This is a genomic window from Nostoc sp. ChiQUE02, from assembly GCF_034531305.2.
Classification (GTDB): Bacteria; Cyanobacteriota; Cyanobacteriia; order Cyanobacteriales; family Nostocaceae; genus Nostoc.
Map to the genome: position 1 here is coordinate 19,819 of NZ_JAVRBN020000042.1, position 14,072 is coordinate 33,890.

A 14,072-nucleotide genomic window follows, 5' to 3' on the forward strand; every position below is an offset into this window, starting at 1 on the left:
ACACCCTTCATAATTTGTTGTTTTGTCAGCGCCTAAGTCTTACTAGAAGATAAAATAATCAACAGTTGGCTCTTGAACGGAAAGAGTTTTTTGTACCCTCCTAGTGGGCTATTCTCGGTGGGTGTCTAGCTTGAACATAGAGAACATCTCACAATAATTCTCGGTTTTTGCAGTTCAAAAGAGGAATTTGGTATGGAGGAAAGGTAAAAGGTTTTTTCTTTCACTTTTCCCTTTAACCGAAAAATATTGGAACATCTCAGTAGCTTCCAAATAACTACATAGTTAATATCTTACTTAGATGTTTATACTTAAACACTTATCTTTGCATACTCTTCACATTATCTGCCGCTCAATGTATATAGTAATACTAAACTTTGTCTATTCTTCATCTACCTCTAGTTTTTAAGCAATAAGAAAACAGTAGGCAACTGTTTGAACAAGTGATAAAAAATACATATTTTCCTTTTTAAATGCTGCGATCGCGCTTTTTTTACATCTGCAATTCAACACTCACCTTTCCCCTAACATTGCCATATCCTGTCTTGAGAACAGCGAACACTACAGCTTTGCAGTGATTGGATTGCTAGTGATAAAGCAATTCATCTATGGCGCTACTTTTTCTTTAAACTGTAACAAGCAGAAAACGCAGGCACTTTGGTCGCTGGAATAGTCATTGGCTCATTGGTTTTGGGATTACGCCCTTCGCGTTCTGAGCGATCGCGTCGCTCGAATGAACCAAACCCTATGAGCGTTACCTTTTCACCATTAGCTACAGCCTCGGTCACAACTTCTAAAAAAGCACTGATGATTTCATCGGCTTGCTTTTTTGTGACGTTGGCTTTTGCTGCTACAGCATCCACTAGCTCACCTTTGTTCATAAATTACCCTGAAGTATTGCAAATAAAGGAAATCTAGCATTAATAGCTCTTATAAGCAAAGAGGGAAAAGAAGTAAGAATCAAGCGACATACGAAAATTAACAATGCACATGATGCAGTCGCCCTGATGGTATGCTCATGCAGTAAATAATTACTATTAGCATTAGCCATGAATCCGGAAGCAGTTGAGCGCAGTATTCTCACACCTCTAACTTTTATTCAACGTAATGCTAAAGTCTATAGTAATAAAGTTTCTATTATATATAATCAAAAACGCTTTACTTACAAGGAATTTGCTCAGAGGATAAATTGTCTAGCCTCAGCATTGCATCATGCTGGGCTTGAAAAAGGGGATCGCGTCGCTTTTTTTTGTTTCAATACTCCACCCATGTTGGAAGCCCATTTTGCTGTCCCTTTAGCAGGTGGTATTCTAGTATCTATTAATACTCGCTTGGCTCCCCAAGAAGTTGCTTATATCCTGAATGACTGCGGTGCTAAATTTCTTTTTATTGATACAGAGTTAGCAAATATAGTTCGTCCTATTCAATATAGTCTAGAAACTGTTAAGTATACAATCAATATCAAAGATGCTGAAGGATTTGAACCTTTAGATGGAGAAGATTACGAAGCATTTCTCCAAACTGGTAGCCCGACTCCTTTGCCTCGGTTAATCACGGATGAAATGGATACAATTTCTATTAATTATACTAGTGGGACTTCTGGTCAACCCAAAGGTGTAATGTATTCTCATCGCGGTGCATATCTTAACTCTTTAGGAGAAATAATTGAAACAGCGCTAACATCTAACTCAGTTTATTTATGGACTCTGCCCATGTTTCACTGCAATGGTTGGTGTTTTACTTGGGCGGTAACCGCTATCGGTGGTACTCATATTTGTTTGCGTAAGTTTAATCCTGGTAATGTCTGGAAGTTAATTCAACAACTTGGAGTAACTCATTTAAATGCTGCACCTGTAATTTTAATTTCTCTGCTCAATCATTCAGACTGTCCGCAATTATTAGCAAAACCTTTAACTATTACTACAGCAGGCGCACCACCATCACCAACATTGATTGAAAAAATTAGTAAGATTGGCGCAAAAATTATTCACGTTTATGGTTTAACAGAAGTTTATGGCCCATATACTGTTTGTGAATATCAATCAGATTGGAATAATTTAAATACTGAAAAACAAGCAAAACTTATGGCACGTCAAGGCGTACCTTATATTAGTGCAGATGGCTTGCGAGTTGTAGATCAAAATATGAATGATGTCCCGGCGGACGGTGAAACAATGGGGGAAGTCGTGATGCGGGGGAATATGGTGATGACAGGTTATTATAATGACCCAGAAGCAACCGAAATCGCATTTAGAGGAGGATGGTTTCATAGCGGTGATTTAGCAGTAATGCACTCTGACGGTTATATTGAGGTGCGCGATCGCATCAAAGATATCATCATTACCAATGGGGAAAATGTCTCTAGTATTGAAGTTGAACAATGCCTTTACCGCCATGAAGCCGTGTTAGAATGTGCAGTTATTGCTGTACCTCATGCCAAGCGTGGTGAAGTGCCAAAAGCCTTTGTTACCCTCAAAGAAAACGCACAAGTTGCAGAACAAGAATTAATCCAATTCTGCCGCCATCAAATTGCTGCTTTTAAATGCCCTACTACGATTGAATTTACTACTTTGCCAAAAACTAGCACTGGTAAAATTCAAAAGTATCTGTTACGGGAGAAAGAATGGATAGGTTATGAAAAGAGAATTTACGGCAGTTAGTTGCAATATCGAAAATCATTACCTAACTAATTTATCGACGATTAGCACGCTCATCACCTATTAATTACTTAATTTCAACACAGCACGAGCAGCCCATCAATTATGCATTCGTTTATGAGTAGTTTACTTTTATTATTAATGGGTTTTGGAACTTTTTTCTTAGCTTGGAAGGCTCAAGACGAGATTCATCGCATTACTGCGATGTTCAGCGGGACAATTTTTCTAATTTGGGGGTTAGCTCTAGCTTCATTGTCACTGCAATTATTTATTGAAATTGTCTCACTTCTAGCGGTTTTCTCTGTTTGTATGCGTTGTTTAGGTTGTGGCTCAAACCGCAATTGATTTTTCAATTGATAATTTTTTAATTCCCCAACTATTTTTTAAATTTTTAAAAATCATTTGAATTGCAGTTTGGCAAGTTTGTTCTTGAACGTCATCTGCCGATATTGGGTATTTGCCGGGGTTTACAGATTCTCATCGTCGCCTATGGGGGTACTCTAATTCCTCACATTCCAGATGTTTACGATACATCTGCATTATATCGTCTAGAGCCTGGACCTGGACGACGTTTACCTACAGAACATCTCGTCAGGATAGATGTAGAAAGCCTTTTAGCTGACTGTTTACAGAATTCTCGCATATCTGTAGTTTCTTGGCATCATCAAGCGGTAGAAAAAGTACCCCCTGGTTGGCGGGTTGTTGCTCATGCTTGGGATGATGGAGTCATTGAAGCTGTGGAGCATGAACACCATCCTTGGGCAATTGGTGTGCAATGGCATCCTGAGCTTTCAATTCTCGATCCCAATCATCAAAGAGTTTTTCTAGCTCTCGTTCAGGCTGCACATACAATACACTTCTGGGATGACCCTAACCTCGCAACCGGGTCAGAGCCAGGGTGATCCCCCCAATTAATCGGTGCTGAAAATTTTTTCTGCAATTGCAATTATCTCCCCTATTTCTCCCCTATTTATCTTTAAACTCAAATCACAATAGCAGAGAACACCATCTAATACAGGCGGACACTCTCTGTCTTATTAGAACTTATCCCACTAACAATATTTGTGTCACAAAGCTTAAGCTTATCGAGAACTGACAACGAAAAATTAAGCTTTTTAAGCACATTTTACGAAAAGATGTAGAGATTTTTAGAATTATGGGATAAATTCACAGATTTTGCCGTTTACACACACAAGCGTGTCTGAAAAGCTTACATGGCTCGCGTCTGTGATGTACTTCATCGCTGTCGAAACCTAATTATTAGTTTTTCAATTTTTTGGAGGAGAGGATAATGTTGAAGTTCACCTGTTTGATGATTGTCGGGGCAGTATTGTCGATTAGTGCACCAGCTGTAGCTGAAAGTCGTGCGGTTAATATCAGTATTGGCAGTATTGGTGGTTCCTTAGATAATGCTGCTTTGCGAACAGTTCGCCAGGTTATCGGCTTTGCAGTCGGCACTAGTACCGTCGATAAATTCATTGTATATAGTCCCAAGACCGGATCTATTCCCATCGAAGGAGGTTTATCTGCTTGTGCTGAAGCTGGCTTCGGCATAAGCAATACAACATTTAATGTTTTTATCCAGCAGTTGCGTTCAATTAATCCCAAACCAGGGACTTTCTACAATGTAGAACTTACTGCAACCTGCAAACAGAAATAAGACATTTGCACTCAAGCGCCGTAGGATGGGCTGAGGTAGGAAGCCCATCCATCGAGTTACACGTATGCCTAAGAGAATTTTATCAATGAGTTTTACCAAGCGGTTTTTCATGTTCTTTTTAGATTTAGTAACTAACTCTAACCCTCGTTCATATAATTCCTCAAAAAATTTTTGTGAAATATATCCTGAAGCTCAAAATGCGTAAGCACATACTGAACTCTTTGTTTCCAGTTGTCTTACTCGCCGCTTATATAGGGATTGGGACACATCCAGCCCAGGCAAACTGTCCAGGTTTTAGTCGGGAGCCAGAACAACTGAACCCTGAAGTACAGCAACGTGCAAACCAACTCAAAAATGATCCCAATCAATTCTTTGGAAAAAAGATTTTAGATATGATTACAAATCGCCGCATCACCTTGACTCCAGATTTTGATCGTTTAACGGGAATCGAGAAACAACAAGTTCTCAATACTTTAGAATTAAACGGTTCAACCTACGAAGTTTACGCAGCTGATGAACGGCTGGTTTCGGCACAATATGATGGCTGTACTCGTACTTACTTGAAGACTGAGCGCGATCGCTATGGTTGGTATCTCAATCGCCCTCCGGTAGCAATGCCACTGCCGATGTTACGCGATGCTTTACGTAATTGGGGGCAACTCACTTGGCGCAAAGTTAACCAGAGTATACATCCCGAAGATGAGCGTAGAGCGCGCTTCAAGTTTTGGGAAACAGTTGGCTATGACAAATACAACCAAGGCTGGTGGATTGGTTGGGTGCCGGAAGGGGGCTACTTTGAAGTCACAGTTCGTAATGCTGATGGTGTTACCCAACTCAAGCCTTATTTAGGAACTGCGTTTCATCAATATCGCTATGTAGTAATAGCGAATGATGGTACCCCTCTGTACGATACTCAAACAGAATTAGGTAATCCGTGGCTGTCGGTTCTAGGAAAAACCTCTTCTCCTGCGGGATGGAATGTCAGCCCTTGCCATTATCAGAATCCTTTCCTGTGCGTCTACCGCAACAAACTTGATGTGGGAAGCGTCGAACTTCAACGCCTGATGTATACTGACTATCCCATTCTGCAAACCCAATTTGAACAACTTGGGTTAGCCCCAGGGCTATTCACCTATAGCAATCCTAATGATAAAGCTAAGGTACTAACTGCATTAAAAGCTGTAATCGCAGATTACTACCAAACGATTACAAAAGAACGTACTTCGACTTATGGCACAACCTACAAAGTTCAGGTGCAACAACCAGAAGAAGTCAAAATTGGTGATTTGCCAGGGTTAAAGTATGGCTTTAAGAGTATAGACCGCTCAGGACAGGTGCGCGAGAAGTATGTGAGCTATATGGCATTTAATGGGAATTTGTACATTATGACTACAGGCTATGAGCCAGCGGCAAAAAGTAACACATTCAAACAGCTTGCCAGCCTCGAGCAGTTTGAACCTCATTTAAAGACGATTATGGAAAATCTGAAGTTGTCTGAAACTGATCGTTAATGTCCTTCTAAGTTAAGTACTGCACTCATCAGCAGTGTATATTTTTTGCAGTTAACTAGTGATGCTCAAAAATTCAGATCAACTGTCGGCGAACCGGGAGGTATAAGATGGCGAAGGATTTACTAGGCATATGACATTCTATTCATTGATGAAGCTAGTATCTTACCCACTTGCTCAAATCGAAAACCTGCAAGTCACATCCGCGGGGTATGGACACAGATGCAAAACTCTCTACCAATTCAGTGCTAAGGGTGGGGCTATGGCTACCCACCTTGTTTACTCAATTACATGCCCAGAGGTATTGTCAGATCCAGCCTGATCCCCCCAATTATTTGGTGCTGAAAATTTTTTCTGCAATTGCAATTATCTCCCCTATTTCTCCCCTATTTATCTTTAAATTCAAATCACAAGAGCAGAGAACACTATCCAAAACAGGCGGACACTCTCTGTCGGATTAATAAGTTAACAAAAATAGAATTGCAGGAGCTTAAATTGTCTTATAATTTCTCTCGCCGCCAAATTCTCAAGACCGCTGGCTTTATTACTGGCGCTGCTTCAGTAGGGAGTACACCGCTACTAAGCAATTTTATTACTGGTTCTAATACTGATAGTTCCGCACAAGCTGAAGAACCTAACAAGCTTGCAGCCCCGCAGATGGTTATTAATAGTCGAATGCTATATTTCGGCTGGATTCCGGAAGATTCTACCGCTGTGAAGTCCTTAGTCCCAAATCGTTTCACACCAAACTACAGGGGCGCAGTCTTCATGAACCAATATGTAGTCGATACTGATGAGCAGACTTCCGGCTTTGGTGCGTACTCGCTGACTTATCTTGGTGCCGATCTCCAAAACCTCGATGCCCCTGGCGGTGTAAATCCCGGTAGATGGTGGACTCACTACTTTAACTCCAGTTCTACCGTAATCAAATATGTTTTAGAGCGTGGCGTTCCTGCAACACCGGGACGTACAACTCTGAGCCTTAATGGCAATACCTTAATAGCTACAACTGAATCTAACGGTATTCCCATCATTCGCACTACTGCTAGGGTCAGTAACACCATTGCTAATGTGGCTAGTGGTCAATTGCGATACATCACTAAAAAAGCCAATGGTTCATTCTCTAGTGGTGTTTATCCTTATGTTGCAGAGATCGTTACCCCTTGGCAAATTGTTGATTTGGAGTTCCTTCAACCAAGCCATCCTGTCTATGCTTTACGACCAAGACGACCGCTTGAAATTACCTTTGGCTTCTATGCTCCCCGTTCTTCCTTCTGTTATCCCGGTGGCGAACAAGTACTTTAACTGTAACAAATGATCCTGCTGACTGAGTCAACCTTTGCGTTACAGCACTTCCGGTAGCTATGAGGTACATCCTAAAAGCTGAAAGCCATGATAGGAGAGGGCTAAGGAGAAAACTATATCGCATAATAGCCGGAAGCGCTGTAAAGAAACTCTGACTTTACCGCTAGCGATCGCTCAAGGGAGATAAAAGCAACTTACTCAATGAGCGATTATTGTCAAAAAAGCCTTGGTAAATGCCTTAACCTTCGCTAATCAGCTGTAACAAGGCTTCCGTTGATATCTTGCCACTAATATCAGCACCTTCCAACAGGCTATCCGCCAAATCTCGCTTGTGGTGGTGCAATTGCACAATTTTTTCTTCAATAGTATCCTTTGCTACTAGACGGTAAATCGTAACAGGGCGTTGTTGCCCAATGCGATGGGCACGGTCTGAGGCTTGGTCTTCCACTGCGGGATTCCACCAGGGGTCTGTATGAATCACATAATCAGCCGCAGTCAGATTCAGTCCTGTCCCTCCTGCCTTGAGACTAATCAGAAATACATCTCCTGAACCAGCTTGGAAAGCATCCACCCGTTTTTTGCGCTCTGCCACTGAAGTGCTGCCATCTAGATATTGATAATTAATACCTTGCTGTTCGAGATAATCTCTAATAATGTGCAAATGGTCAACAAACTGACTAAACACCAACGCCTTATGGCGATTTTCCAGAAGTTCACCCAGCACCTCACCAAAAAGTTGCAACTTAGAACTGGGTAATTCAGTATCAGGCATAACGAGGCTGGGATTACAGCAAGCGCGACGCAGTTTCATAATCTCAGCCAGAACTTGCAAATGTTTCTTTCCTGCATCTGCATCAGTTTCGGTAAGTTTAGATATGGCTTGACGGCGCAACGCTTCATAGAATGCCTTTTCCTCTCGACTTAACTCTACATGCAACAGAATTTCGGTACGAGATGGTAACTCTTCTAATACTTGACTTTTTGTCCGTCGCAACAAAAATGGTTGAATCAGTTTTTTGAGTTTATTACGTGCAAGTTTATCCTGGTATTTTTCAATGGGGGTAGCAAAGCGTTGATTGAAGCTTTCAAAAGAACCCAATAACCCAGGATTAATAAAACGGAATAAATTCCACAACTCACCCAGGTGATTCTCAATCGGAGTCCCAGTAGTCAGCAACTTAAAGTTAGATTTGAGGTTCATGGCTGCCTGAGAACGTTTAGTGGTCATATTTTTAATCGCCTGGGCTTCATCCAGGACAATCGTTTGCCACTGTACACCAGAAAGCATTTGCGCTACTTCTTCCTGCTGTAATAAACCATAGCTGCATACCAACATATCCAATGGTTGTAAACCATCTAACAATTTTTGGCGGTTAGCACCAGAAAATTGAATAATATTCAGAGTTGGGGAAAACTTCTGCGCTTCACTCACCCAATTCATGCACACGGAAGTCGGCGCAATAATTAGAGTTGGCCCCTCATGAGCGTTTCTGAGAATAACCGCCAATGCCTGCAAGGTCTTACCGAGTCCCATTTGGTCTGCCAAACAAGCACCTACACCCCAATGTGCCAGCCGCGCCAGCCAACAAAAACCCTCTATTTGGTAGTCACGTAGTTCTGCAAGAAGTGTAGATGGCAATTCTGGTTGGAGATTCTGCACCTCCTTAAGTCGCTCTCTATGTGCCTTCCAATGTTTATCTGCTTTTACCTTACCTACCTCATCGACAAAATCTTCTAACCCTAATGTTGCCAAGGGATGAAAACGAATACCTTTACTATGTTTTTCTGAAAACATCCGTAATTCGTCGAGGCGTTTGCGAAAAGCTTGAGTTAAAGCCAGAAATTGACCATCACCAAGGGGGATAAAACGGCTGGGGGTTTTCTCTAATAGTTCTAGTAGTTGCTGCATATCCAGCACTAGGTCGTTATTCAATTTCAACTCCCCAGTTGCTGCAAACCAGTCTTGCTGACGTTGAATTGATAAATTAAAGTCTTTCAAGTCCGCATTGTGGCTAACACGCAGTTTTTCTCCTTGTGGCCATTCTATGACTACGCTACTTTCCAGTGCTTGCAGTTCTAGCAGCAATTCTAAACAGTCCTCTGGGTCAGCTATAACCCATTCACCATCTTGTTCTTCAGTTCGCGTCAAGGTGGGGCAGGCTTTGATGGCAGCTTTAGCAAGCTGTTTCTCTTCAGGTAGATTCCGTCTGGTTTGCAGACGTTTCCCGTCAATCTCGGCAATTACTGTTTCACCACCTGTACCAGGACGGTAGTAGGGGCCACCTTGGGCAAAGGGGCGCGACAAAAGGCTGATTTTCAAGCCAGTATTGGCAGGTAAAAGGTGAATATGGGGTAGAGTCTGGGCAGGTACTTCTTCTGCACCTTCGAGTCCGCCACCAATGTCAGAATGTACGGTAACGATGCCAGACACGGCATTAATCGCTGCCAAAACTTGCTTCTCGGCGAAGGCAGGTACATTTAATTTATTATCTTTACCAATAATCTCCGCAATGCGTCTGTGTTCGGCAGTAATTTCAATGACTTTGATGCGGGTTGGGGTTTCTTTAATATGCAGAATATTTTGTGATTCTGGTAACTTGGGAGAAAATTCCAAGGTGAGACGATCTTGTTTCCCTTTTTTAACCAGTAGTTCCGGTTCTCCCTTGACAATTTCTACACGGATAGTAGGTGTATCTTCCCAAAAAACCAACGGGTGTCCAATTAAAGCAGAGATGGCTTTTTCTCCGAAGGTATAATCAACTTTGCCGTAATAGCCTTCACTATATACCTCAATACAACTACATACCCGCATATCTTGGGGTGTGATGTAATCAAACTCAGATAATGCACTATTCAGACGCTTGAGGGCTATGGGGCGACCTTTACTCCATTCTCCTTTGGCATTTACTTTTTGTTCTCGTGGTTGTAAGACACATCTGCTGGGATAGAAGGTTATGAACCATGCTAAACGCAGTTCCGATTCTGGTTTTAGGGATGTTTGTGGTCTTGATTGGAGATTTGCCAGGGCATTAAGGCACATTTCCCAAGCTTCTTGGGGTCGAATTAAGTCTACGATGGTTTGGATATTGCTATCTTCTCGCAGTGCGGGAGCAAGTTTATTATAGTTACTGCTAGGTTTGAGCCGGGATAGGAGTTCTGCGGTTTCCATTGCCAACCAGTGATAACCGGAGGCGAGCGATCGCCGATACAATGGTTCTAGTAAATTAGGTAAGCGTTTTTTAGCACTTTCTGCATCCATCCAGTAAAGACATAGCGAACAAAACAATGTTTGTAAGCTATTTTCTTCTTCCACGGAAGAAATATGACCACTGACTACAAATTGTTTTTGGGTAATATCGCCAAGCTGAACTTGCAGTACCATGTTCAGTCTGCCATAAGTGAACCTGAGCCAATGATCCCCTTGACGGGACATCAAACTGGTATACTCTTCTGCTTCTTTGAGGCGTTGCACTGAACCATCTTTTAACAATGCGAGGATAAAAAATAAGCCCCCAATTGTATTGAAATATATTTGCCGTTTGCCTGTAGCCTTTTTGATCGCTTTCAGGGCATCTGTATAATATTTTATGGCTTGTTCATTTTCACCCCGCAGAAAACTTAACCAACCCCAAAAAACGCCGGCGTTATTTTGATATTCATTTGATACACGCTCCAGACTTTCTTGTGCTTCTTGGGTACAACCCTGTAACAACAGTTGTTCTGTCAAAATCAGATGTAGATAATCTGAGCAATGTTTCTCACTGTTAGAGCATTCTTCTTCTAGCAGCGTCAACGCATCTTCCTGGGGACTAAGGGTTTTAGTACCCCAAGGTTTATTATTTTCATCTAAAGCACCAGTTTTACTAAGACAACTTACGAGGGAATTTTTGTCTATCGGTGCATAAATTACCGAAAATAACTGAATAATTTTTTGTAAGGAAGGATGTAACTCGAAGTATATATGAGCGAGTTTTGTTTGCAGTTTTGTCGTATCATTAGCCAAATTAATCATACTATTAATTCAGTTCTTTAAATAATTCCATTAATTTACGTTTACGTCCATGAGCCGCTTCTAATTTCGAGCGATAAGCAGACCATTCAGCTTTTTGCCTTAGTTAGAGATACGCAGCTTTGACTTTTTTTAGCCAATTAACCGCAACATCATAACGGTCAGCTTTTCCTTGTTCCATAATTGGTTCTGCCCGTCTGCGAGCGTTATCAATTACCCAATCTGGACGATGGGAAACTGCTGCATCCATGACTCGATGAACCAATTCTGAAGCATAGTAAGTATCTCTTTCTACTGTTTTAATTGCATCATCAATTAATCCTTTATGGAGGAAAATATCGACTTGAGCTTCTCCTATTCCCCAATCTGGCTGATTTTGCAGTGTTTGCAGTAAATCTTGTTTGAGCGTCAACCAAGTTTCTCCTGCATAGTCTTGAATCTTACCATAGTCTCGAAACGCAAGAAGCTCAAGGATGGAAGGGGTTACGCCTGAAGTTGCGGACTGATGCTGGAGTTTGAAGACGCTTGCCCTCAAAAGTTTGCTCAACTGGTGACAGATGCGCCAACTGCTTGGGTGTATTGTGACAAGCTGCAATGCAAATCAGCCACAGATGCTAATGACCAGCTTTGATCCCGTGATTGCAAAAGTCAACGGGAGCAAGTTGAATGGCAGTTTCATAAGTAGCAAGTGCTTGTTGATAAGTTGCGAATGCTTCTGTATACTGCTTGTTGGTTAAGTATAGTTCGGCTAATCTTTCAATAATCATTCCGTGATAACTGATATCAATTGCATCACTGTGGTATCGAGAAAAGGCACTATCATAGGCGATCGCTTGCTTTAAAGCCTTAATAGCCTCTGTATACTGCTGTTGAGATAACTGTAGCTCGGACAGCTTTTCGAGAGCGAAACCCTTGCGCTTAAGAGTTTTGAGGTCATTAGGAGCAAACTTGAGTGCAGTATCATAGATAGCGCTCGCCCCATACCAGATCTGGATGATCGCCCCTATTTTCATGAGGCCCTTGTTGCCGTTTTATAATGAAAGGATGCAAAAGCTTACCATCACCCGACCTGACGATTGGCATCTGCATCTCCGCGACGGTGCAGCACTGAAAGCGGTTCTGCCCTACACGGTGCGTCAGTTTGCCCGCGCGATCATCATGCCGAACTTGAAGCCCCCTATTCGCTCGGTGGCAGATGCGGCTTGCTATCGCGATCGCATCCTCGCCGCCATTCCAGAGGGACAACAGTTTGAGCCATTGATGACGCTCTACCTCACCGACAACACCAGCCCCGACGACATTCTCCGGGCAAAAGAATCCCAGTTTATCAAAGCGGTCAAGTACTACCCAGCCGGTGCAACGACTAACTCAGACTCCGGTGTGACGGATATTCGGAAGGGTGATCGCGTCTTTGAAGCGATGCAGCAGGTGGACATGCCGTTATTACTGCACGGGGAAGTGACCGATAACGATGTTGATACGTTCGATCGCGAGAAGGTGTTTATCGAGCGACATTTAATCCCCCTCAAGCAGCGATTTCCCAACCTGCGGGTGGTGCTTGAGCATATCACCACCTCCGATGCGGTGCAGTATGTCCTGTCTGCCAACACCATCGCGGCAACAATTACGCCACAACATTTGTTGTTTAACCGTAATGCCCTGTTCAAAGGCGGCCTTCGCCCCCATTTTTATTGCCTGCCCATTTTGAAACGGGAGGAGCATCGTCAGGCTTTGTTGCAAGCGGCAACATCGCTTAATCCGAAGTTTTTTCTAGGTACCGATAGCGCTCCCCATACCCGCACCAGCAAAGAAAGTTCCTGTGGTTGCGCGGGATGCTTTTCGGCTCTGCACGCCCTTGAGTTGTATGCCGAAGCATTTGAAAGCGTGAAAGCCCTGGATAAACTGGAGGCGTTCGCTAGCTTCTATGGCCCAGATTTTTATCAACTGCCGCGTAATACCGAGCGAATTACCTTGTCCAAAACGACTTGGCGCGTTCCTGATGAAGTTCCATTTATGGAATCTGGGCTTGTACCTTTGGGGGCGGGGCAGGAAATGACATGGCAAATTGTATGACATTTGCATTGTGCATCAGCCGAATGGCACGCTTGAAAAGGGAAAATCGTTGAGGCAGCAGGGGTGCAGAGGAGCAAAGGAGCAGGGGAGAAAGAAGAAATTTTAGGCATTGCGTTCAGATATTTAGAAATTCCCCTCTGCCCCCCTGCTCTATCAGACCAGACAGATAGCAATGCTTCTACGTGATTGAGATTTGCTAAAGCTTGTATGTATAACTTTTCGTACTTCTCCACAATCGGAGCATAGTAGTCTCGTAATGACAACAGGGGAGCAAGAAAGGTTTCAGGAGGAGGCTGTAATTGTGATTGACTATCCATAAACTTTTAATTTCACCAAAACCGCTATCCCTTGTACCATGACTACATTTTTTTGTTGATCCTGATGCAACTAGCTCGTCAAATCTGCTGCTAGCTAAATATGTACAACATCACGGGATCAATACATCGATAATAGCAATGAAATCGTTTTCATTGCTAAAAACACATCCAAGATGCTTTTAGAATAACTACTTGGAAGGCATCTTGTTTGCTCTAAAAGTGTTCTCAGATTATTTTGCCAAATTGACATCACTCTTGTAAGTCATAGCTCTGGGTTTTCTCTTCTTGAGAGGGACTACTGATTTCTTGGGTGGTTGGGGAGGGCGGCATTTCTCGCAATATAGAGGTCGAACTCCAAAGGTTTCTCGTTGTGTGGGTTGCTCACACTGCTTACATACGAAGTTGAAAACGCGAGTGTGAATTTCCCGCTTATGCGCTCTGACGGTGTACTCTCGGACTTCAATAGTTTTGCTGGGCATCGGTTCTTTCTTTGGTGTTCTATTTATAAGGATAGTTTCTAGATAGAAATATATTCATACACCATTT

General features: G+C 42.5%; 10 protein-coding genes and 2 pseudogenes. 6 read left to right on the forward strand and 6 right to left on the reverse strand.

Annotated elements, in window-relative coordinates:
* Window positions 1-603 precede the first annotated feature (603 nt).
* Window positions 604-878: pseudogene (locus RM347_RS28880) on the reverse strand (HU family DNA-binding protein).
* Between the two features lie 168 nt (window positions 879-1,046).
* Here RM347_RS28880 and RM347_RS28885 point away from each other — a divergent pair.
* The 3 genes from RM347_RS28885 (at window position 1,047) to RM347_RS28895 (ending at window position 4,314) form a co-directional block, all read left to right on the forward strand.
* Window positions 1,047-2,657, forward strand: coding sequence for an acyl--CoA ligase family protein (locus tag RM347_RS28885; protein WP_322720297.1), 1,611 nt, complete (start codon window positions 1,047-1,049; stop codon window positions 2,655-2,657).
* 404 nt (window positions 2,658-3,061) lie between these two features.
* Window positions 3,062-3,556 carry a gamma-glutamyl-gamma-aminobutyrate hydrolase family protein gene (locus RM347_RS28890; RefSeq protein ID WP_322720296.1) on the forward strand — a complete coding sequence of 165 codons (495 nt, stop codon included), beginning with the start codon at window positions 3,062-3,064 and terminating at the stop codon, window positions 3,554-3,556.
* 389 nt (window positions 3,557-3,945) lie between these two features.
* Complete coding sequence (locus RM347_RS28895) at window positions 3,946-4,314, forward strand: hypothetical protein (protein WP_322720295.1); 369 nt, start codon at window positions 3,946-3,948, stop codon at window positions 4,312-4,314.
* Window positions 4,315-4,383: 69 nt separating this feature from the next.
* Here RM347_RS28895 and RM347_RS28900 read toward each other — a convergent pair.
* Window positions 4,384-4,500, reverse strand: a pseudogene (locus RM347_RS28900) (transposase); the annotation flags it as partial.
* 11 nt (window positions 4,501-4,511) lie between these two features.
* Between RM347_RS28900 and RM347_RS28905 the strand changes: the two are divergent.
* Window positions 4,512-5,825: a hypothetical protein gene (locus tag RM347_RS28905; RefSeq protein ID WP_322720294.1), complete on the forward strand. Its 1,314-nt coding sequence runs from the start codon at window positions 4,512-4,514 to the stop codon at window positions 5,823-5,825.
* A 492-nt stretch (window positions 5,826-6,317) separates the two neighbouring features.
* Complete coding sequence (locus RM347_RS28910) at window positions 6,318-7,127, forward strand: hypothetical protein (protein WP_322720293.1); 810 nt, start codon at window positions 6,318-6,320, stop codon at window positions 7,125-7,127.
* A gap of 238 nt (window positions 7,128-7,365) precedes the next feature.
* Here RM347_RS28910 and RM347_RS28915 read toward each other — a convergent pair whose 3' ends face one another.
* The 3 genes from RM347_RS28915 to RM347_RS28925 all read right to left on the reverse strand — a co-directional run bounded on the left by RM347_RS28915 (window position 7,366) and on the right by RM347_RS28925 (window position 12,149).
* On the reverse strand, window positions 7,366-11,139 hold the full coding sequence (locus RM347_RS28915; RefSeq protein ID WP_322720292.1) for a DEAD/DEAH box helicase: 3,774 nt from the start codon (window positions 11,137-11,139) through the stop codon (window positions 7,366-7,368).
* A gap of 103 nt (window positions 11,140-11,242) precedes the next feature.
* The gene (locus tag RM347_RS28920; RefSeq protein WP_322720291.1) at window positions 11,243-11,671 is read right to left on the reverse strand and encodes a hypothetical protein; all 429 of its coding nucleotides are present in this window, start codon (window positions 11,669-11,671) and stop codon (window positions 11,243-11,245) included.
* 79 nt (window positions 11,672-11,750) lie between these two features.
* Complete coding sequence (locus RM347_RS28925; protein ID WP_322720290.1) at window positions 11,751-12,149, reverse strand: tetratricopeptide repeat protein; 399 nt, start codon at window positions 12,147-12,149, stop codon at window positions 11,751-11,753.
* Window positions 12,150-12,180: 31 nt separating this feature from the next.
* On the opposite strand from RM347_RS28925, the gene pyrC reads away from it, so the two are divergent.
* A complete protein-coding gene (gene pyrC / locus RM347_RS28930; protein WP_322720289.1) occupies window positions 12,181-13,209 on the forward strand; it encodes a dihydroorotase in 1,029 nt (342 codons plus the stop codon).
* A 547-nt stretch (window positions 13,210-13,756) separates the two neighbouring features.
* Here the strand turns inward: pyrC and RM347_RS28935 are convergent.
* On the reverse strand, window positions 13,757-14,005 hold the full coding sequence (locus RM347_RS28935; RefSeq protein ID WP_322720288.1) for a hypothetical protein: 249 nt from the start codon (window positions 14,003-14,005) through the stop codon (window positions 13,757-13,759).
* Window positions 14,006-14,072: the final 67 nt, after the last annotated feature.